This window comes from Amycolatopsis sp. NPDC048633 (assembly GCF_040650695.1).
Lineage (GTDB): Bacteria > Actinomycetota > Actinomycetes > Mycobacteriales > Pseudonocardiaceae > Amycolatopsis.
On sequence record NZ_JBEZHS010000007.1, the window covers coordinates 252244 to 272314 of the forward strand.

Annotated in this window: 24 protein-coding genes; 10 read left to right on the plus strand and 14 right to left on the minus strand. The window is 71.2% G+C overall.

The window, feature by feature from the left end; genetic code table 11:
• Positions 1-152 precede the first annotated feature (152 nt).
• The 9 genes from AB0C38_RS16775 to AB0C38_RS16815 all read right to left on the minus strand — a co-directional run bounded on the left by AB0C38_RS16775 (position 153) and on the right by AB0C38_RS16815 (position 7112).
• Positions 153-1067 carry a GNAT family N-acetyltransferase gene (locus AB0C38_RS16775; RefSeq protein ID WP_360673325.1) on the minus strand — a complete coding sequence of 305 codons (915 nt, stop codon included), beginning with the start codon at positions 1065-1067 and terminating at the stop codon, positions 153-155.
• Positions 1064-1495: a type II 3-dehydroquinate dehydratase gene (gene aroQ / locus AB0C38_RS16780; protein ID WP_086856373.1), complete on the minus strand. Its 432-nt coding sequence runs from the start codon at positions 1493-1495 to the stop codon at positions 1064-1066. The genes AB0C38_RS16775 and aroQ overlap by 4 nt, the downstream gene beginning before the upstream one ends.
• A complete protein-coding gene (gene aroB, locus AB0C38_RS16785; protein WP_360673328.1) occupies positions 1492-2601 on the minus strand; it encodes a 3-dehydroquinate synthase in 1110 nt (369 codons plus the stop codon). The genes aroQ and aroB overlap by 4 nt, the downstream gene beginning before the upstream one ends.
• An 8-nt stretch (positions 2602-2609) precedes the next feature.
• Positions 2610-3134, minus strand: a complete 525-nt coding sequence (locus AB0C38_RS16790; protein ID WP_360673331.1) for a shikimate kinase — start codon at positions 3132-3134, stop codon at positions 2610-2612.
• A complete protein-coding gene (gene aroC / locus AB0C38_RS16795) occupies positions 3131-4318 on the minus strand; it encodes a chorismate synthase (RefSeq protein WP_360673335.1) in 1188 nt (395 codons plus the stop codon). Before aroC ends, AB0C38_RS16790 begins: the two co-directional genes overlap by 4 nt.
• A 48-nt stretch (positions 4319-4366) precedes the next feature.
• Positions 4367-5212: an A24 family peptidase gene (locus AB0C38_RS16800; protein ID WP_360673338.1), complete on the minus strand. Its 846-nt coding sequence runs from the start codon at positions 5210-5212 to the stop codon at positions 4367-4369.
• Between the two features lie 369 nt (positions 5213-5581).
• Positions 5582-6229, minus strand: a complete 648-nt coding sequence (locus AB0C38_RS16805; protein ID WP_360673341.1) for a zf-HC2 domain-containing protein — start codon at positions 6227-6229, stop codon at positions 5582-5584.
• Complete coding sequence (locus AB0C38_RS16810; RefSeq protein ID WP_360673344.1) at positions 6226-6738, minus strand: sigma-70 family RNA polymerase sigma factor; 513 nt, start codon at positions 6736-6738, stop codon at positions 6226-6228. Before AB0C38_RS16810 ends, AB0C38_RS16805 begins: the two co-directional genes overlap by 4 nt.
• A 5-nt stretch (positions 6739-6743) precedes the next feature.
• A complete protein-coding gene (locus tag AB0C38_RS16815) occupies positions 6744-7112 on the minus strand; it encodes a hypothetical protein (RefSeq protein ID WP_360673347.1) in 369 nt (122 codons plus the stop codon).
• A gap of 105 nt (positions 7113-7217) precedes the next feature.
• On the opposite strand from AB0C38_RS16815, the gene AB0C38_RS16820 reads away from it, so the two are divergent.
• A complete protein-coding gene (locus AB0C38_RS16820) occupies positions 7218-7655 on the plus strand; it encodes a Rieske (2Fe-2S) protein (RefSeq protein ID WP_360673350.1) in 438 nt (145 codons plus the stop codon).
• 73 nt (positions 7656-7728) lie between these two features.
• Here AB0C38_RS16820 and AB0C38_RS16825 read toward each other — a convergent pair whose 3' ends face one another.
• Positions 7729-8184 (minus strand): PTS glucose transporter subunit IIA, encoded by a 456-nt coding sequence (locus AB0C38_RS16825; RefSeq protein ID WP_360673352.1) that lies wholly within the window; start codon positions 8182-8184, stop codon positions 7729-7731.
• Complete coding sequence (locus tag AB0C38_RS16830; RefSeq protein WP_167379806.1) at positions 8181-8420, minus strand: glucose PTS transporter subunit EIIB; 240 nt, start codon at positions 8418-8420, stop codon at positions 8181-8183. The genes AB0C38_RS16825 and AB0C38_RS16830 overlap by 4 nt, the downstream gene beginning before the upstream one ends.
• Positions 8421-8662: 242 nt before the next feature.
• Here AB0C38_RS16830 and AB0C38_RS16835 point away from each other — a divergent pair, with 242 nt between their 5' ends.
• The 5 genes from AB0C38_RS16835 to AB0C38_RS16855 all read left to right on the plus strand — a co-directional run bounded on the left by AB0C38_RS16835 (position 8663) and on the right by AB0C38_RS16855 (position 13367).
• Complete coding sequence (locus AB0C38_RS16835; protein ID WP_360673355.1) at positions 8663-9451, plus strand: GntR family transcriptional regulator; 789 nt, start codon at positions 8663-8665, stop codon at positions 9449-9451.
• Positions 9448-10686 (plus strand): PTS transporter subunit EIIC, encoded by a 1239-nt coding sequence (locus AB0C38_RS16840; RefSeq protein WP_360673359.1) that lies wholly within the window; start codon positions 9448-9450, stop codon positions 10684-10686. Before AB0C38_RS16835 ends, AB0C38_RS16840 begins: the two co-directional genes overlap by 4 nt.
• Positions 10687-10726: 40 nt before the next feature.
• Entirely contained in the window at positions 10727-10993 is a 267-nt protein-coding gene (locus tag AB0C38_RS16845; RefSeq protein ID WP_013224593.1) for an HPr family phosphocarrier protein, read from the plus strand.
• A 77-nt stretch (positions 10994-11070) separates the two neighbouring features.
• Positions 11071-11886, plus strand: coding sequence for a serine hydrolase domain-containing protein (locus tag AB0C38_RS16850; protein WP_360673362.1), 816 nt, complete (start codon positions 11071-11073; stop codon positions 11884-11886).
• A complete protein-coding gene (locus AB0C38_RS16855; RefSeq protein ID WP_360673365.1) occupies positions 11883-13367 on the plus strand; it encodes an alpha/beta hydrolase in 1485 nt (494 codons plus the stop codon). Before AB0C38_RS16850 ends, AB0C38_RS16855 begins: the two co-directional genes overlap by 4 nt.
• 187 nt (positions 13368-13554) lie before the next feature.
• Here AB0C38_RS16855 and AB0C38_RS16860 read toward each other — a convergent pair whose 3' ends face one another.
• Positions 13555-14487, minus strand: a complete 933-nt coding sequence (locus tag AB0C38_RS16860; RefSeq protein ID WP_360673368.1) for a D-2-hydroxyacid dehydrogenase family protein — start codon at positions 14485-14487, stop codon at positions 13555-13557.
• 332 nt (positions 14488-14819) lie between these two features.
• Between AB0C38_RS16860 and AB0C38_RS16865 the strand changes: the two genes are divergently transcribed.
• Both AB0C38_RS16865 and AB0C38_RS16870 read left to right on the plus strand, forming a co-directional pair.
• A complete protein-coding gene (locus AB0C38_RS16865) occupies positions 14820-15353 on the plus strand; it encodes a hypothetical protein (RefSeq protein ID WP_360673371.1) in 534 nt (177 codons plus the stop codon).
• A 1-nt stretch (position 15354) separates the two neighbouring features.
• Positions 15355-16248 (plus strand): alpha/beta fold hydrolase, encoded by an 894-nt coding sequence (locus AB0C38_RS16870; protein ID WP_360673374.1) that lies wholly within the window; start codon positions 15355-15357, stop codon positions 16246-16248.
• A gap of 1 nt (position 16249) precedes the next feature.
• On the opposite strand, the gene AB0C38_RS16875 is transcribed toward AB0C38_RS16870, so the two are convergent.
• Positions 16250-17443 carry an endonuclease/exonuclease/phosphatase family protein gene (locus AB0C38_RS16875; RefSeq protein ID WP_360673377.1) on the minus strand — a complete coding sequence of 398 codons (1194 nt, stop codon included), beginning with the start codon at positions 17441-17443 and terminating at the stop codon, positions 16250-16252.
• Between the two features lie 151 nt (positions 17444-17594).
• Here AB0C38_RS16875 and AB0C38_RS16880 point away from each other — a divergent pair, with 151 nt between their 5' ends.
• Complete coding sequence (locus AB0C38_RS16880) at positions 17595-18014, plus strand: hypothetical protein (protein WP_360673380.1); 420 nt, start codon at positions 17595-17597, stop codon at positions 18012-18014.
• Between the two features lie 25 nt (positions 18015-18039).
• A complete protein-coding gene (locus AB0C38_RS16885) occupies positions 18040-18699 on the plus strand; it encodes a TetR family transcriptional regulator (RefSeq protein WP_360673383.1) in 660 nt (219 codons plus the stop codon).
• On the opposite strand, the gene AB0C38_RS16890 is transcribed toward AB0C38_RS16885, so the two are convergent.
• Positions 18671-19939: a GrpB family protein gene (locus AB0C38_RS16890; protein WP_360673385.1), complete on the minus strand. Its 1269-nt coding sequence runs from the start codon at positions 19937-19939 to the stop codon at positions 18671-18673. The two genes, AB0C38_RS16885 and AB0C38_RS16890, sit on opposite strands and share 29 nt — an antisense overlap.
• Positions 19940-20071: the final 132 nt, after the last annotated feature.

Below are 20071 nucleotides of genomic sequence, written 5' to 3' on the forward strand. Positions count from 1 at the left end.
ACGAGTCGTTCATGACTTCGCAGCGGCCCGCCGGTCACACACGCCCCGACTTTGCCGTGGGCCCGCCCCGGCGGCGCAGGCGCTCGGCTGCCCCAGCAACCCGGACCCACGGCCGCTCCGAGCTTCGCGGCCGATCGGCCGCGAAGCTCGGGTCAGTCCCCGGCCGGCGGCCCTTCGAGCGCGACCAGCTCGACCTCGAAACCGGCGTCGTTCTCGAGATAAGCCGCGTAGTGCGCTTCCCCGCCCGCGTACGGGTAGCGGTCGGCGAACAGCGGGCGCCAGCCGTGTTCCGCCGCGCGCCGCGCCAGGGCGTCGACCTCGGCCCGCGTGCCCACGTGCAGCGCCAGGTGGTTCAGGCCCGGCCGGGTGCGTTCGTGCTCCGGCGCGCTCATCGCCGGCGAGGCCTCCACCACCACGTACGTCCCGCCGAGCCGCCAGCTGACGCCCGCCGGCCAGCGCTGGAACTCACGCCACCCCAGCTCGCCGAGCAGCCAGCCCCAGCTCCGCTCGGCCTCGGCGAGGTCCGGCACCCACAGCTCGATGTGGTGCGGCCGCCCGGCCACCGGCGCCAGCGCCACGAGCACGCGGTGCAGGTCGCCGTAGTGGATGCCACTGCCGACGTCGAGGAAGCCCAGCCGGGCCGCCACCTTGCGGCTCGCCGCGTTGTTCTCGTGCACCAGCGCCCAGACCGCCGGGAGCCCGAGCGTGCCGAGGCCGTGGTCCAGCACTGCCTGGGCCGCTTCGGTCGCCAGGCCTTGCCCCGCGTGCGCGCTCGCGACGTAGTAACCCAGTTCGGCCACTCCGCCGGGCAGTTCCGTCGACGGGCGCAAGTGCGCGACGCCGATCACCTCGCCGTCGCGCTCGATGACCCAGTGGCCCTGGCCGGCCGGGCCGCGGTAGGCCAGGCGGCGGTCGACCATCGCGCTCGCCGAGGCCGGGTCGGAGAAGTCCGCGGCGAAGAACCGGCTCATCTCCGGGTCGGAGAACACCTTCACGACGGCTTCGCGGTCGGCCTCGACCAGCTGCCGCAGGCGCAGCCGCGCCGTGGTCAGCGTCGGCAGCGTCATCCCGGGTGCGCGGCGAGCCACCGCAGGGCCAGCGGGTAGCCGTCGACGCCGAGACCGGCGATCACCGCGGTCGCGATGTCCGACAGCACGCTGTGGTGCCGGAACGCCTCCCGCTTGTGCACGTTCGAGATGTGCAGCTCGATCAGCGGCGCGGACAGCTGCGCCGCGGCGTCACGGACAGCGATCGAGTAGTGGGTCCACGCGCCGGCGTTGAGCACCACCGGGTTCCCGCCGTCGGCGGCTTCGTGCAGCCAGCCGACCATCTCGCCTTCGTGGTCGGTCTGCCGGACCTCGACCTCGATCCCGAGCTCTTCGCCCGTCTTCACGCACAGCGCCGCGAGGTCGTCGTGGGTGGTCGAGCCGTAGACCGACGGCTCGCGCTTGCCGAGCCGGCCCAGGTTCGGTCCGTTGAACACGAACGCCTTCACAGCAGCACACTCCCGCCGCTCGCCGGGGCGTCCGCGGCGATCGCCGAGTACGCGGCCGCCAGCAGCGACGGATCCGGGCCCTCGAGCCGGCCGGGCTTGCCGACCGCGTCGAGGACGACGAACCGCAGCACCCCGGAGCGCGTCTTCTTGTCGCCCTTCATGGTTTCCAGCAGCTGCGGCAACGCGTCGGCGTCGTACGTCGTCGGCAGGCCGATCAGCTTCAGCACGGCCGAGTGCCGCTCCGCCGTGGCGTCGTCGAGGCGTCCGGCCAGGCGCGCGAGCTCAGCGGCGAACACCAGGCCGACGCTCACCGCGGCGCCGTGGCGCCACCGGTACCGCTCGCGGCGCTCGATGGCGTGGGCGAGGGTGTGCCCGTAGTTGAGGATCTCCCGCAGGTCGGACTCGCGCAGGTCCGCGGCCACGACGTCGGCCTTGACCTGGATCGACCGGCGGACCAGCTCGGCCAGCACGTCGCCGCTCGCGTCGAGCGCCCCGGCCGGGTCGGCCTCGATCAGCTCGAGGATCCGCGGGTCGGCGATGAAGCCCGTCTTCACGACCTCGGCCATCCCGGCGACGAGCTCGTTCGGCGGCAGCGTCTCCAGCGTCGCGAGGTCGACGAACACCGCGCTCGGCTCGTGGAACACCCCGACGAGGTTCTTACCCGCCTCGGTGTTGATGCCGGTCTTGCCGCCGACCGCGGCGTCGACCATGCCGAGCAGCGTCGTCGGGACGTTGACCAGCCGGACCCCGCGCATCCACGTACCCGCGACGAACCCGGCGAGGTCGGTGACGGCGCCGCCGCCGAGCCCGACCACGGCACCGCGGCGGTCCAGCCCGATCCGGCCGAGCACCTCCCAGCAGAAGCTCGCGACGGTCAGCGCCTTGCCGTCCTCGGCGTCGGGGATCTCGACGCGGTGGGCGTCGAGCCCGGCCGCGATCAGCTCGTCGCGGATGGCTTCGGCCGTGGTGGTCAGCGTGGGCGGGTGGATCAGCGCGATCTTCGAGGCGTCGACCAGGTGCGCGGTGAGGTCGCCGAGCAGGCCGCGGCCGACCACGACGTCGTAGGGATGGGCGGTGGCGACGGGGATGCGCACCGGATCGGACACGGGGTGACTCACTCCTTGGCTTCGGCGGGGACGGCGAGCTCGGCCGCCAGGCCCGCGACGATCTCGGCGGGCGTCCGGTCGTCGGTGACGACCTCGACGGTGGCGACTTCGCGGTAGACGGGCACCCGCTCGTCGAGCAGTTTCTTGAACGTGGCGCGGGGGTTCACCCCGGCCAGCAGCGGCCGCGCGGAAGACAGGCCGGTGCGCTGCACCCCGGCGGCGAGGCCGACGTTGAGGAACACGACGGTGTGCTCGGCCAGCCGGGCCCGGGTGCCGGCGGTGAGCGGCGCGCCGCCGCCGAGGGAAAGCACGCCATCGTGCTCCGCCAGTCCGGTGGCGACCGCTTCTTCTTCCAGCGCGCGGAAAGCGGGTTCGCCGTCTTCCGCGAAGATGTCGGAGATGCTGCGCCCGGTGCGCGCGACGATGTCGGCGTCGCTGTCCCGGAACACGACGCCGAGCGCGGCCGCCAGCAGCGGACCGATCGTGCTCTTGCCCGAGCCCGGCGGGCCGACGATCACCGCGAGAGGGCTCACCAGCGCTCCTCCAGGGCCTTCAGGTACGCCTCGGCGTTGCGCTTGCTTTCGACGAGGGAGTCGCCGCCGAACTTCTCGAGCGCGGCGTCCGCCAGGACGAGCGCCACGACCGACTCCAGCACGACCCCGGCGCGCGGCACCGCGCAGACGTCGGACCGCTGGTGGATGGCGACGGCGGGCTCACCGGTCTTGACGTCTACTGTGGACAGTGCTTTGGGGACGGTCGAGATCGGCTTCATCGCGACGCGCACCCGCAGCGGCTCGCCGTTGGTGATGCCGCCTTCGAGGCCGCCCGCGCGGTTGGACCGGCGGGTGACGCCGACCGGGCCGGTGCCGCGGTCGATCTCGTCGTGGGCCTGGCTGCCCCAGCGGCGGGCGGTGGTGAAGCCGTCGCCGACCTCGACGCCTTTCATGGCCTGGACGCCCATCAGCGCGCCGGCGAGCCGGGCGTCGAGCCGGCGGTCCCAGTGGACGTGGGAGCCGAGGCCCGGCGGGAGACCGTAGGCGAGGACCTCGATCACGCCGCCGACGGTGTCGCCCGCCTTCCGCACGGCGTCGACCTCGGCGACCATCGCGTCGGTGCCCTCCTGGCCGAAGGCGCGCACCGGGCTCTCGTCGATGGCGGCCAGGTCGGCGGCGACGGGCAGTGGGCCTTCGGGCGCGTCGGCCCCGCCGATCGAGACGACGTGGCTGAGGATCTCGACGCCGAGCAGCTGCTTCAGGAAGTTCCGCGCGACGGTGCCGAGCGCGGTCCGCGACGCCGTCTCCCGTGCGCTGGCCCGTTCGAGGACGGGGCGCGCCTCGTCGAAGCCGTACTTCTGCATGCCGGGCAGGTCGGCGTGGCCCGGGCGGGGCCGGGTGAGCGGTTCGTTGCGCGCGAGGCCTTCGAGGATCTGCGGGTCGACCGGGTCGGCCGCCATGACCTGCTCCCACTTGGGCCACTCGGCGTTCTCGATCTGGACCGCGACCGGGCCGCCCTGGGTGAGGCCGTGGCGCACGCCGCCGAGGAAGTCGATGTGGTCGGTCTCGAAGCCCATCCGCGGGCTGCGCCCGAAGCCGAGGCGGCGCCGGGCGAGCTGCTCGGTGACGTCGGCGGTGGTGACGCCGACGCCGGCGGGCATGCCTTCGAGCACGGCGGCCAGCGCGGGTCCGTGCGATTCACCTGCGGTGATCCAGCGCAACATGGGCTCAATCCTGTCACGGGGGCCGGGCGGGCCCGAAGAGTGTTCCGGTCATGGCGCACCCGGGAAGAGGGCACACAGCCAGGTGGCGGCGAGCAGGGCAGGACCGTGGGGCACGCGGCGGCGGCCGAAGGGACCAGTGGGGTGCGGGGTGGGCACTGGTCGGGTGCCGGGTGTCGACGCTGGCGGCGGGGCGGGCGTGGGTCTCGGGCCGGGTGACGGGCGTGGGGCGAGTGCCGGGAGTTCGCCGGTTGGTGATGGCGGGGCCGGCGCCGGTCGAGGGCCGGCGGCTGGTGCCGGGAGTGGGGCGGATGCCGGGCGCGCTCGGCCGATTGGCAGCCGTTGGGCGGCGCTGCGGGCGGTCGCGATGGCCAGGCTGAACAGGGCCGCCAGGACCGCCGCGAGCGTGAGGGCCGCCCAACCCGCCGCGCCCAGTACCGCGCCCAGGCTCCCGGACAGCTTCACGTCGCCCGCGCCGAGGCTGCCCGGCGCCGCACGGGCGACCACGGCGTGCGCGCCGCCGAACAGCAACGCGCCCGCGGTCGCGCGCACCGCGAGGGATGGACCACCGCCGCCGAGCGCGGCCGCCCCGATCGCGGCGCCGAAGAGGGGGTAGGCGGGCAGCGTCAGCACGTCGGGCAGGCGCAGGTGACGCAGGTCGGCGAGGGCGAGCGGGACGGCGACGACCGTGAGCAGCACCGGCACCGGCAGCCACCAGCCGGGCCAGCCGCCCGCCAGCCGGCAGGCCGTGACGACCGCGACACCGGCGGCGGCCAGCGCGGCGGCGCGCCGGACCGGGATCGGGGCCTCGGCCCGGGCGAGCGCCCACGCCGCAGGTGGCGCGGTGACGGCTCCGGCGGCCGCTGCGGTGGTCAAGACGAAGATCGTCGGGGGCATGAGTCCAGGGTGCTGCGACCAGGCTGAACTGGGCAAATGCCGGGCGTAGCGAACGGTCCGTTCGCTGCGTTCCGGGCCGGGTTTCACTCCTGTGGGCGACACGCGAGACGCGAGAACCCACCCGAGCCGAGAAGGCACAACACCGACGAAGCTGGAACCGACGTACCCAGATGGCCAGCTCACGTACCTGGAGGGTCGGCTCACGTACCTGGAGGGTCGGCTCGCGTACCTGGAGGGTCGGCTCGCGTGATCAGACGGTCGGCTCGCGTGATTGCACAGCCGACACGCGTGATCAGGGAGTCGACACGTCGGTTTGTGAACCAGGTGGCTCGTCCGGGACCCCTGCGCCCCGGACGAGCCACCACCCCGTCACAAAGCCAGCCTGAGCAGGGCCCGCCCGCTCCCCCCGCGTACCTCCAGCGCCGCCAGGTCGGTCCGCTTCAACGCCGTGCCGATCACGATGCGGGCCGTGTTGTCCGGGACCGCCTTCCACGTCGCCAGCTGGGTCTCCGTCCCGGACCGCGAGATCGCCACCAGGATGTAGTCCCCGCCGCTGCGGCCGCCCGTGTAGCTGCACGACATGTCCACCTGCGTGCCCCAGTCGAACGCGTCCAGGCGGGCGTCCGCGCGGACCGGGAACTGGCCCAGCGCCGTCATCGCGATCGACGGCGGAGGCGCCGAAGGGGGCCAGGCCGCCACCACCGCCAGGGCCACGCACGCCGACACCGCCACTGCGGCCGACAACGACGTCACCGCGAGACGGATCCGGCGGCCGCGCCGGACGCGGCGAAGCACCGCCGGCAGCAGGTCCGGCGGGGGCGGGCCCGCGTCCGGCCGCAAGGCCGGGGCCGGGGCGTCGACCCGGGCCAGCAGCCCGGGCAGCCCCGCCATGTCACGCACCGACGCCGCACACCGGTCACAGGTGCGCAGGTGCTGCTCGAAGCGCTGCCGGTCCTCGGGGGAAAGCGCCCCGAGCACGTACGCCGCGTCGAACGTCGCGAACGGGTCCTCGCTCACTGGGTCACCCCCCTCTCCTCGAGCACCAGGCGCAGGGCGCGCAACGCGTAGTGCGTCCGGGACTTGACCGTCCCCTCGGCCACACCCAGCCGCGTCGCCGCGTCCGCTACCGAATAGCCCTGGAAGTAACACAGCACGAGCACCTCACGGTGCCGTTCGGACAGCTCCGCGAGCGCGTCGGCGACCAGCCAGCCCTGCACCGCGCGGTCGGTCCCGTCGCCGATCGCCCGCTCCGGCGGCCGGTCGGTCGTCACCTCCGACCGGGCCGACGCCGAGCGCCAGCCGTCGATCGCGATGCGCCGCGCGACTGTGAACAGCCACGCCCGCGCCGAACCCTGCGACTGGTCCAGCACCGCCGCGGACCGCCAGGCGCGCAGCAGCGTCTCCTGGACGACGTCCTCGGCCCGGATCCGGTCGCCGGAGGTCAGGTGGAGCGCGTACGACCACAGCGCGCCCGCGTGTTCCTCGTGCAGCGCGCGCATCAGCGCGTCTTCGGCGACTTCCCCCACGGAACTCAGGCCGTGACTCGACGCCGGTCCTTCACGAACATCAGCGCCAGGCCACCGACGATGCAGACCGCCTCGGTGATCACACCCCAGTACTCCGGCTGGCTGTTGAACTGGTCGTGGTTCCCGGCGAACCCGACGGTCGCGGCGAGCACGTACGCGCCGAGCGTCAGCACCCCGAACCCGACCGCGCCCAGCGCGGGCAGCCAGTGCCGCCAGGCCAGGACGGCGATCGCGAGGACCAGGCCGCCGATCGCGTCGAGCAGGAACAACGGCCCGACGATGCCCGGATAGTCCTCGGTCCACAGGAAGTAGTGCACGCCCGCCGAGCCGAGCAGCGCGGCCGCCACGACGATGCGTAGAACCCAACTCACCATGATCGTTCCTCCACTCCACACCCACTCGGGTACATACACGAAACGGGAGCCGATCCGGTTCACCGCGGATTGAACCGATGGGGTGTCGATCTCGTTTAGTGGGGCATGACTGCCGAAACCCACTCCCGCCGCACCGTCCTCACCACGGGGGCCGCCGTCGCAGGTGCCGCCGTCGGCGCCGTCGCGCTCTCCGCCTGCGGTTCCTCGGACGACGCCAAGTCGGGCACCGCGCAGGCGCCGATCGCCGCCGGGACCCCGCTGGTCGCGCTCGCCGACGTCCCGGTCGGGGAGGCGAAGGCCGCCAAGGCCCCGGACGGCTCCGACGTGATCGTGGCCCGGACGTCCGAGTCGGCCTGCGCCGCGTTCAGCGCGATCTGCACGCACCAGGGCTGCACGGTCGCCCCGAAGGGCGCCGACCTCGTCTGCCCGTGCCACGGCTCGGTCTTCAACGCGCTCACCGGGGAGGTCAAGCAGGGCCCGGCGAACAAGCCGCTGCCGTCGGTGGCGGTCAAGGTCGAGAACGGGAAGGTCGTCACCGGCTGACGGGCCGGCGTACGCCGAAGGGCCCTTGTGGACGGTCATCGTCCGCAAGGGCCCTTGGTGTGACAAAAGCGACTCAGGCGTCCCAGCTGAACAGCCGGTCGCCGGCGACGACATCGCGCTCGGCAGCCAAACCGGACAGCACGTCCGCCGAAGCGTCCAGCGCGACGACCGGGACGATCGCCGAGTAGCCGGCCGCGGTCACCGCCTCCGGGTCCCAGCTGACGATCGGCTGGCCGGCCCGCACCTGCTCGCCCTTGACGACGTGCAGCGTGAAGCCCTCGCCCTTCTCCTTGACCGTGTCGATCCCGAGGTGGACCAGCACGGCCTTGCCGTCCTCGGTCGCGACGACGTAGGCGTGCGGGTGCAGCGTCGCGACGGTGCCGTCGACCGGCGCGACCGCGTCCGACCGCCCGCCCGCCGGCTGCACCGCGACGCCCGGACCCACCATGGCCTGCGCGAACACCGGGTCCGGGACCTCGGTGATCGGCACCACGCGCCCGGCGACCGGGCTGAGGATCTCCAAGCTCACAGCAGGTCCTCGATGTCGCTGGCGATCGTGTCCGCCTCCGGCCCGACGATCACCTGCAGGGCCGAGGACCCCATCTTGACGACGCCCATCGCGCCGGCCTTCTTCAGCGCCGCCTCGTCGACGAGGCTCATGTCCTCGACCTCGCAGCGCAGCCGCGTGATGCAGCCCTCGATCTCGGTGAGGTTCTCCGTACCGCCGAGTGCGGCGAGGATCTTTTCGGGCCTGTCATCCGCCATCGCGGTCTCCTTGATCACTGTTTGTTCCCAACCTGACGCGAACCGCGTGTCCACCTGTACTACGCCGTTCGTCGGCATGCACGCCGCCGCGGGCCACGAACGGATAACGGTGGTTGACACCCGTCCGCGCGGCGGAGCATCCTGCCCCATCAGATCATTGGTCTAGACCGGAACGTACCAATGTTCCGGGCCGGACGCGAGCACCGGTCCCCGGTGACGCGAGAACGAGGAGGGTGACGCCGATGAGCGCGGCAGCGCACGTCCCGCCACCCGACCGGGTCGTCAACGGGCCCACGCCCAAGCACGCCCAGCTGCGGGAGATCCTCCGCCGCACGGTGGAACGGGAACTCCCGCCGGGTGCGCCGATCCCGTCGGAACGTGAGCTCGCCCAGCGCTACGGCGTGTCGCGGCTCACGGTCAGATCGGCGATCGGCAAGCTGGTCGAGGAAGGTCTGCTCGCCCGGGTGCGCGGCAAGGGCACGTTCACCGCGGCCCGGCGGATGGAGCTGCAGCTCTACCTGATGTCGTTCACCGACGACATGCGCCGGCGCGGGCTGACCCCGACGACCGAGGTCGTCTCGGCGGCCACCGAGATCCCGCCGACCGCTTCGGCGCACGCCCTCGGCCTGGCCGAGGGCGCCCCCGCACACCACCTCGTGCGGTTGCGCCACGCCGACGGCGTGCCCCTGGCCGTCGAACGCGGCTGGTACCACGCGGGCCGGGCTCCCGGCCTGCTCGAGCTCGACCTGACCCAGTCCATCTACGCGCAGCTGGCCGAGACGTACGACGTGCGTCCCGACCAGGCGTGGCAGACGGTCTGGGCCGAAGGAGCGGACCGCGAGACGGCACGGCTGCTCGGCATGCGCGCCGGTAGTCCCCTGCTCGTGTTCCGCCGGGTCTCCAGCGCCAACGGCGACCCGATCGAAGACATCACGTCCTGGTACCGGGGAGATCATTACCAGGTGACCATGCAGTTGGACCGGAACACCCCGGAGCCCGGTCAACCACCCCACTATGGAGGATCCAGATGAGCTCCACCACCGCGGAGGGGGCGACGAAGAAGAGCGGCGGAGGCCTCGCCGGTCTTCAGCGCTTCGGCCGTAGCCTCATGCTTCCCATCGCCACGCTCCCTGCGGCGGGCATCCTGCTGCGGTTCGGGCAGGACGACATGCTCGGCAAGGACGGGCTGGGCTGGAACAAGGTCGCCTCGGTCCTCGCGGCCGCGGGTGGCACGCTGTTCAACTGGCTGCCGCTGCTGTTCGCGGTCGGTATCGCGGTCGGCTTCGCCAAGAAGGGCGATGGCTCGACCGGTGTGGCCGCGGTCGTCGGCTTCTTCGTCTTCACCGCTGTCATCCAGGTCTTCGCCCCGCTGAGCGAAGTACCGAAGTACAAGGCCGGATCCACCGAGCTGGCGCCGATCAACTGGCCCTACTCGGTGCTCGCCGGTGTCGTCGTCGGTATCGTCGCCGCCCTGCTGTGGCAGCGCTACCACCGCATCAAGCTGCCCGCCTACCTGGCGTTCTTCGGCGGCCGCCGGTTCGTCCCGATCATCACGGCCCTGGTGCTGCTGGTCCTCGGCGTGATCTTCGGTCTGCTGTTCAAGTACGTCAACACGGGCATCGAGCACGTCGGTGACGCGGTCACCTCGTCCCCGATCGTCGGTGGCGGCATCTACGGCGCGCTGAACCGGCTGCTCATCCCGGTCGGTCTGCACCAGCTGCTGAACGTGCCGGTGTGGTTCATCTTCGACGGCGGTGACATCAACAACTTCATCGCCGGCAAGACGTCCGCGGGTGCGTTCACGACGGGCTTCTTCCCGATCTTCATGTTCGCGCTGCCCGCCGCGGCCCTCGCCATCTGGCAGACCGCGCGTCCGGCGCAGAAGAAGATCGTCGGCGGTGTGATGATCTCCGCGGCGCTGACCTCGTTCATCACCGGTGTCACCGAGCCGATCGAGTTCTCGTTCATGTTCGTCGCGTGGCCGCTGTACCTGTTCCACGCGGTCATGACGGGCACCTCGCTGGCGCTCACGAACGCGCTCGGTATCCACCAGAGCTTCAACTTCTCGGCGGGCGGGATCGACTTCCTGCTCAACCTCGGTGCCCCGGCCGCCCAGAAACCCTGGCTGCTGATCCCGATCGGCCTGGTCTACGCGGTGATCTACTACGTCGTGTTCCGGTTCGCCATCACCAAGTGGAACCTGCGCACGCCGGGCCGCGAGGACGACTCGATCCAGTCGGACCTCGACGCCACCGCCGCGAAGTAAGATCACCACCGACGTAAGACCCCTTAGGGAGAGGACGAACATGCCGGAGAAACGCGTCGCCGTGGCGAGCAAGGTGGGCCTGCACGCCAGGCCGGCCGCGCTGGTGGCGAAGGCGGCCGCGGCGCAACCCGTCGCGGTGCAGATCGCCAAGGCCGGCGGAAGCCCGGTCGCGGCCGGCAGCGTGCTCAACCTGATGACGCTCGCCGCCGGGTACGGCGACGAGGTCGTCATCAGCGCCGAGGGTGAAGGCGCCGAGGAGGCCGTGGAAGCGGTCGCCCAGCTGGTCGCCACCGACCTCGACGCCTGAGTACCATCCGCGAAGGCCTTCGCACCGGTCCCCGACACCGGTGCGGAGGCCTTCGTGGCGTTTCGTAGGGTGGACGCATGGACAGCGTGCGCCTGATCGACGAGTGGCCGGTGGACGACGCCGCGACAGCCGTGGTGTCCGCGAACGGGAGCGTCGTGGGCCGCCACGGCGACACCGCGCGGAAGTTCCGGCTGGCTTCGGTCAGCAAGCCGCTGACCGCCTACGCCGCGCTCATCGCGGTCGAAGAGGGCGTCGTCGAGCTCGACACGCCGGCCGGCCCCGAAGGCTCGACCGTGCGGCACCTGCTCGCCCACACCTCCGGCCTGGCCTTCGACGCGCACAAGGCCATGGCCGAGCCGGGCACGCGGCGGCTCTACTCCAACGCCGGGTTCGAAGAGCTGGCCGATGCGCTGGCCGAGCACTCCGGCATCCCCTTCGCGCAGTACCAGGCCGAAGCGCTGTTCGCCCCGCTGGGCATGACGAACACGGCGCTCGACGGCTCCCCCGCATCCGGCGCGGTGTCCACTGTGGACGACCTGGCCGCGTTCGCCGCCGAGCTGCAGTCCCCCAAGCTGCTGGACCCCGCCACCGTCACCGCAGCGACGAACGTCGTGTTCCCCGGCCTGTCCGGGGTGCTGCCCGGGTTCGGGCACCAGAAGCCCAACGACTGGGGCCTCGGCTTCGAGATCCGTGACCACAAGAGCCCGCACTGGACCGGCGCGAACAGCTCGCCGCGCACCTTCGGGCACTTCGGCCAGTCGGGCACGTTCCTCTGGGTCGACCCGGACGCGGGCGCGGCCTGCGTCGCGCTGACCGACCGTGCGTTCGGCCCGTGGGCCGCCGAGGTCTGGCCGCGCTACACCGACGCCGTCCTGGCGGAATTGAGCGCGTGAAGCCGCTCCTCGCCGCACTGCTGCTCCTGCTCGCCGCCTGCAGCGCGCCCCAGGGCGCCCCCACTCCCCCGCCGTCGTCCCCGGCCCCTGCCGAGGCCCCGCCGGCGCTCGGCACGAACGGCGCCGCCGTGCCGGCGCTGCACTGGACGCCGTGCCACGGGAAGTTCCAGTGCGCGCCCGCGTCCGTCCCGCTGAGCTACCGCGAGCCGAAGGGCACCGCGCTGACGCTCTCCGTGATCCGGCTGCCGGCGAGCGACCCGGGCCGGCGGCTCGGGTCGCTGTTCTTCAACTTCGGCGGCCCGGGCACCGACGGCGTCGGCGAGCTGACGCGGTTCGCCGACCGCTACCCCGACGAGCTGCGCGCCCGCTTCGACCTGGTGAGCTTCGACCCGCGCGGGATCGGCGGGTCCGCACCGATCAGCTGTCCCGGCGCCGACCACGCGCCCGCACCGGGTTCGCCGCTGCGGCAGCCGGACGCGTTCTTCGCGGCGAGCGCGGCGCCGGGCAAGGCGTGCGCGGCCGGGTCGGGTGCGCTGCTGAGCCACCTGTCGACGGCGAACGTGGCGCGCGACCTGGAGCTGCTGCGCCAGGCCGTCGGCGACGCCACGCTGAACTTCTACGGCTACTCCTACGGCACCTACCTGGGCGGCACGTACGCGAACCTGTTCCCGGACAAGGTCCGCGCGATGACCCTCGACGGCACCCTGGACCTGGTCGCGAACGCCACCGGGAAACCGGGGCAGGAGAAGGAGCCGGTCGACGTCCGCGCCGACGTCGCCGGGGCGCAGCAGCAGGAGCTGGACCAGTTCTTCGCGGCGTGCGCCGCGGCCGGGCCGAAGTGCGCGTTCTCCGGCGGCGACCCGAAGGCGAAGTTCGCGGGGGTCTTCGCGCGGGCCTCACGCACCACGGGCGTGGGCTCCCTGATGAAGACCGTCGACAGCGCGCTGTACCAGTCGGGGCGGTGGAAGCGGCTCGCGCAGACCCTCGCGGCGATGCCGTCCGATCCGGCTCCTGCCTCGCCGGTGCTCGACCCGTACGTGCCGACGCACTCCCCCGGGTTCCTGGCCGTCCAGTGCGTCGACAGCGACAACCCGTCCTCGCCGGCGGATTATGCGGCACTCGCGGCCCGGGAAAGCGCGCGTCAGCCCTATTTCGGGCTGGGCTCGGTGTTCTCGATGGCCCAGTGCGTCGGCTGGCCCGCGCACGACGAGGACCGGTACACCGGCCCGTGGAACCGGGCGCGGAAGAACCCGATCCTGGTGCTGAACAACCGGTTCGACCCGGCGACTCCGCTGCACAACGCGCAGGCGACGGCGGCCGAGCTGGGCGACGGCCGGGTGCTGGTCGTCGACGGGTTCGGCCACACGTCGCTGGACGCGCCGAGCGCGTGCGCCTCGGCGGCCGTCGTGCGCTACCTGACCGACCTGAGCGAGCCGGCCGAACGCACCACCTGCGCGCCGGACTCGGTCCCGTTCTCGTGAGTGAGAAACCGGGTTAGAACCCTGTTTCTCACTCACGACCAGCGCGGGCCGGTCGTTCAGTCGAACGGACGCCGGGGGCAGGGTCTTTGGACCCTGCCCGGCGTGATCCGCGGGTGGTGTCATGGTTCTCGTGCGGGCCCGCCGCCGGGCCGGTGCGGGGACCTCGGGCCCCGGCGGGCCGCACGCTTCACTCCATCAGCCGGATCGGTTCCCCCGCCTGGAACGCCGCGATGTCCTCGACGGCGTCGCCGTAGAAGATCTCGTAGGTCTCCCGGGCGACGAACCCGAGGTGCGGCGTCAGGACGGCGTTGTCCATCGTCCTCAGTGGATGGTCGGCCGGGAACGGCTCGGTGTCGTAGACATCCAGCGCCGCCGTCCGGATCTCCTTGCGCCGCAAGGCGTCCACCAGCGCGGCCTCGTCGACGATCGGGCCGCGCGAGGTGTTCACCAGCAACGCGGACGGCTTCATCGCGGCGAGCTCGGCCGCCCCGACCAGGCCGCGGGTGCGCCCGCTGAGCACGAGGTGGATCGACAGCACGTCCGAGCGGGCGAACAGCTCGGCCTTGGACACCGCGGTGACGCCGTGCGGATCAGCCTTCTCCTGGGTCAGGTTCTGGCTCCAGGCGATGGTTTCCATGCCGAAGGCCTGCCCGATCTTCGCCGCCCCTGCGCCGAGCCGGCCGAGGCCGAGCAGGCCGAGCGTCTTGCCGTGCAGCATGGTGCCGACGGTCGTCTGCCAGCCGCCCTCGCGCATGGACCGGAACTCCTGCGGCAGGTTCCGCGACGCGGCGAGGATCAGCGCCCAGGTGTGCTCGGCGGTCGGCTCCTTCAGGTAACCGGTCTTGGAGACGACGACGCCGTTGCGCCGCGCGGCCGGGACGTCGATGGCCGCGTTGCGCGGGCCGGTGCTGACGAGCAGCTTCAGGTCGGGCAGCCGATCGAGCACCTCGGCGGGGAACCGGGTCCGCTCCCGCATCGCGACGACCGTTTCGAAGCCCTGAAGCTGCTTGACGACGTCGGTGAGGGGCTCGGTGAAGACCGTGATGTCCGCCTTGAGCGAGTCCCAGTCACCGAAGGTCAGGGCGACGTCCTGGTAGTCGTCGAGAATCGCGATCCGCATGATCTCACCGTAGTAGGTGACGGCGGCCGTGGCCGGGTGACGTGGCACGCACGGTCCGGCAACCGCTGACGGGATGAACCGGCTGCCGGCCACTCGGCGTCCTGGCGGAGTTCGACGAAGGTCGATTTCCCGTCCCATTCTTCGCCCGATACACCTGTATGCACCTTTCGCACCGAACGTCCGGGAGAGCAGGATCACCAGGAGTCGGGTTCTTCCGCTTCGGGCGGCTCGGCGACCTGGCCGATGCCCGGTTTCAGCCCCGCCGAACCTGATCTTTTCCCTGGCGGGTTCGACCATTTTTGCGTGCCGTCGACCAAGTATGGGGAGATAGCGTGGAGGTGCTGCAGATCATCCAGGTCGGCGTGCTGGGACCCAGTCTCTTCTTCATCGGCTATCAGGTTCTTCTGCAGCGGCAGCAGGTGCGCAACCAAGTGGCGGTGCAGCGGTACAAGCTTTACCACCTGCTCGCCCAGCAGTACATGAATCTGCTGCTGCGCGCCGACCTGGATCCGGAGCTCAACTGCATCTGGGAACCGCTGGAGGACGACCGGCGGAAGACCCTCGACCAGGCCCAGAGCCTGCGGACCTGGGGCGCCTGGCACGCGATGAACCCCACCGAGAAACGCTGCTATCGCTTCGTCCGGTCAGCCCTCGAAACCTTGGAGCAGACCCACCAGCTGAACCAGAAGAACTGGATCGACCGGGAGACCTGGATCAAGTGGCAGGGCTGGATCGACATCTGGCGTGGGGCTCGCTTCTTCGACTACGTGTTCGAGGACGTGGAACCCCGATTGATCTCCACGTTCGTCCTCGTGCTGAAGACCGCCGGAGAGCCGGCGGCGGAAAACCACCCCGGAGAAGGATGAAATGCGGACCTCCACGCACCGGTTCTACAGTGACGGACTACGGATCGACGGCACCTTCTACCTGCCGGACGACCGAGCGGAACCTCGCCGGCAACTCCCCCTGCTCGTCGTTTGCTCGGGTTTCACCGGTCTCTGCAAGATCCATCCCGAACGTTTCGCCCGCTGGTTCACCCGACAGGGCTATGCGTGCTTCGGATTCGACTACCGCGGTTTCGGGAACAGTGAGGGCGTTCGTTTTCGGGTACTCCTCGAAGAACAAGTTCGGGACATCAGGAACGCGGTCACCTTCGCGTCGACGTCGCAGTACATCGACAGCGAGAACGTCTTTCTCGCCGGCTGGGCGATGGGCGGGGGCCTGGTGCTCGACGCCGCTCGCGAGCTGCCCGAATTGACGGCGATAGCGGCCATCAACGGGCTCTTCGACGGCGTCAGCTTCCAGCTTTCCCACCGCGGACCGGAAGGGCTGGTCGAGTTCCGCGAGAAGATCAGGGCGGAACGGCTCAGGCGGACCTTGACCGGTATCGCCGAATACGTGGACCCCTTCGAGATCTATCCGCTCGACCAGGTGACCAGGAACTATGTGACAGCTTCCCTGGAGTCCGTCGAGGGCTACGACGACACGGTGTGTTCCTTCGAACTCGCCGAATCCCTGCTTCGCTGGTCAGTCCTGCCGGCCGCGGCGGAGCTCCGCCTGCCCCTGTTCCTCGCCCACGGCGATCGCAACGAGCTGCACCTGGCGGAGCAGGCCGATGACCTGGAGGCCCGTTACGGCGGTCCGGTCGAGGCGCTGACGCTGACCGGCGCCGGTCACACGGAGTGGATGCACGACGGCAACCCGGTCTTCGGCCAGCTGTGCGAACAGTTGCACAGCTGGCTGAAGACCGTGACGAACTGAGCTACCGCCCCGGGACGAAGACGTCCACGCGGACCAGGTGGTGGTCGGAGGCGTCGTTCAGCCGGGACAGCTCGTCCGACGGTACCGGCCAGAACACCTCCGCGTGCCACGGCAGCAGGCCCTTCGACGGCAGCACGTAGTCCGTGCGCAGGTTGCCCGGAGCGACGTCGTTGAAGTCGCCCGTGTCGTAGAACGGGTCGCTCTTCTGGCCCGCGTTCGCGCCGCCCTGGGACTGGGCCGCCAGCTCCGCGCCGAGGCTGCCCGGGTGCGTCTCGATCACCCGGCGTGCGTCCAGCAGCTGGTCGATCGCGCCCGGGACGCTGTCGCCGTCGAGGGGGTCGGAGTTGTTGTCGCCCGCCACCACGAACCGCTCCGACGCGCCCAGGCCGCCGCGGTGACCGCGGTCGTCGTGGATGTAGCCGCCCTTGCCCGGCGTCACGTAGTCCGCCCAGAAGCGGATCTCGTCGTTGTTGCGCGTGCCGTTGCGGTCCTCCGGGCCGTCGAAGCTCGGCGGTGTCGGGTGGGAGACCAGGAAGTGGACCGTCGAGCGGCCGATCTTCAGCGGCAGGTCCCAGTGCGACTTCGACGACAGCCGCAGCACGTTCAGCTCCGCGGGGCTGTACCAGTCGTGCGGGGCCGGCGTCGCCGGGTCGTCCGGGAGCAGCGCGCCCGGCATGTCCTTCCACAGGAACTTCTGGAACGTCCGGACGTGCGCGAGGTCGATCGGGTACTTCGACAGCACGAGCAGCCCGTACTGGCCCTCGAACGTGCCGAAGCCCTGGGCGTCGTTGCCGAGGCCGATCGTGCCGTCGCGGTCGAGGTCGAAGCCCGTCGGCACGCCCGTGTTGACCGGCGCGGTGTAGGCGTACGGGTAGTCGATCGGCTTCGCGCCGTGCTGGCCCACGGCCAGGTAGTTCTTCCGGAACAGGTCCGCGGCCCGGTTGCCCGGCACGTAGTCGAACTCGTTGATCAGCTGGACGTCGGCGCGGTTGCGCTGGACGACCTCGGCGACCTCCTGCGCCTGGGCGTTGCCCGGCGTCGAGAGGTCGGTGACCAGCTGCCCGGCGGACGCGCGGTTGAGCGAAGCGTTGAAGGTGGCGAAGCGGACGTTCTCCCCGAACCCCGCGGAAGCGGTGGCGGGCACGAAGAGCCCGACGAGCACGGCGGCCGACAGCCCTGCGGCGATGCGTTTCACGGTGATACCTCCCAGTCGGCGGCCACCCTATGCCGGGAACCGCCCGGACGAGTGAGCGACAGGTGAACAACCGACGTGACCCAGCCCTCTTGAACACGTTCAAAAACGGGGCTACCGTCCTTCTTGAACACGTTCAAAACAAGGAGGCCCCATGGACCGCATAGTCGTCGCGTACGCCCTCTACCTGCTGATCAGCATCCCGCTGACGGTGCTCGTGGCCCGGACGCTGAGCCGGCACGGCCGCACCTTCCTCACCGAGGTCTTCGCCGACAGCCCGGGCCTGGCCAACGCCGTCAACCAGCTGCTGGTCGTCGGCTTCTACCTGGTCAGCCTCGGCTTCGTGACGCTCTTCCTGACCAGCCACGCCCAGGTGCCCACCGCGCGGGAGGTGTTCGAGCTGCTCTCGGTCAAGGTCGGCACCGTCGCGCTGATCCTCGGCGGGATGCACCTGACCAACGTGCTGGTCTTCAACGCCATCCGCCGCCACCACCTGGCCCCGAAGGAGGCACCGCGACCGGCGCCGCTCCCCTACGCCGGCGTGCCGCAGGCCCCGCCCTTCCCCGCGCCCTGACGTGCCCGGCGCTAACGTGCTGCGCGTGGCCAAGAGCGAGGAAACGCGGTCCCTGATCGTCACGACCGCGATGCGGCTGTTCACCGAGAACGGCTACGACCGCACGACGATGCGCGCGATCGCCGCCGGGGCGGGCGTCTCCGTCGGGAACGCCTACTACTACTTCTCTTCGAAGGAACAGCTGATCCAGGGCTTCTACGACGAGATCGCCCGGCAGCACCTCGACGCGGCCCGCGACCGGATCGGCGGCGAGACCGCCTTCGCCGTTCGCCTGAAGACCGTGCTGCTGTGCTGGCTGGACATCGCCGAGCCCTACCAGCGCTTCGGCACGCAGTTCTTCGTCAACGCGGCCGACCCGGAGTCGCCGCTGAGCCCGTTCAGCGACGACTCCTCGGCCGCCCGTGAAGCCTCGATCGGCCTCATGCGCGAGGTCGTCGACGGCTCCGACGTCAAGCTCGACCCGGAACTGCGCGGCCAGCTTCCCGAGCTGCTCTGGCTCTACCAGATGGGTGTGGTGCTGTTCTGGGTCCACGACCGCTCGGCCGGGCAGAAGCGCAGCCGGCTGCTGGTGGAGCGCAGCGTCCCGCTGATCGCCCGGCTGGCCGCGCTCTCCCGGCTGCGGGTGTTCCGCCCGGTCAGCCGGGAGATCGTCGACCTCATCCAGGATCTGGCCAAGAAGGACTGACCGCCCGGAAGTAGAGGAACCGCGGCGTGGTCCGCAGCTTCTCCGTCCACTTCGGATCGGCCTCGGCCGCCTCGGGGACCGGCATCGGCTCGACCAGCCGGTCGACCGCGAAGCCGGCGTCGCGGACCGCCTGGAACGTCCAGCTCAGCGGGCGCCGGTAGAACCGCACCGGGTGCGGTTTCCCGCCGAGGCCGAAGTCGTCTTCGAGCAGTTCGAGCTGGAAGTAGTCGTCCTTCCCGAACCAGCGCCAGTCCTCGCCCGGGTGGTGCACCGAGAACACCAGCACCCCGCCCGGCGTCAGCACCCGGCGGAACTCCGCCAGCATCGGGCCCCAGTCCGGCAGGTAGTGCAGCACGAGCGACGCCGTGATGACGTCGATCGAGCCGTCCGGCAGGTCGAGCGGCCGGGAGACGTCGGCCTGCTCGAAGCGGGCGACGTCCCCGAACTTCTCGCGCGCCACGGCGACCATGCCCGCACTCGAGTCGATGCCGAGGACGCCGGCGCCGCGCTCGGCCAGGAGCGCGCTGAGGTGCCCGGCCGCGCAGCCGACGTCGAGCACGCTCAGGCCTTCGACGTCGCCGGCCAGGTCGACGATCGCCGGCCGGTCGTAGAGCGCGTTGGTGACGCTCTTCTCCGCGTGCTCGGCGTAGGCCTCGCTGTAGCCGTCGTACTGCTCGGCCCGCGCGCGGGCGAGGATCGCCTCGACCACCTCCGTCTTGGCGTCGGCGTACTGCTGGATGTACTTCCACTCCTTCGCACCCAGCTCACGCTTCTTCGCCGCGTAGAGCGCCAGCTCCTCCGGGTGCGACCGCAGGCGGTCGCGGAAGAGCCGGTAGCGCGGCGTCTGGCCGTTGCCCGGCGAGTACACGTGCAGGTTGACGTTCGTGTCCGGGCCCTTGAAGCAGCGGTGCTTCTCCCAGTCCGGCTCGCGGATCACGAGCCGGTAGCCCGCGGCCTCCAGGGCCGGGAGGTACGCGTCCTCGTCGGCCGAGTCCGGCACCTCGAGCAGGATGTCGACGCAGGGCTTGGCGCACAGGCCCGGCACCGACGTCGACCCGACGTGCTCGAGGACGAGCACCCGCTCCCCCAGCGCACCCCGGATCCGCTCGGCCTCGCGCTCGAAGAGCTCCGGCCACTCCGGGTCGTAGTCGACGAGGGTGACGGTGGAGTTGAGCTTCGGCGCTTCGCCGACCCAGCCCGACTCGATCTCGTCCTCGCTCAACGCTTCTTGGCTGGTCATGACTCCCTCTCTCCAGCAGGAATTACGTCCCGCGCGGCCGGTGGCCGGGGACGTGCGCACGGGACCGCCCGTGCGCAAGGCAGTCGGCCAGGATATCAGGGAGGAGGAGCTTGGCCAGCGGTTTTCGGAGAG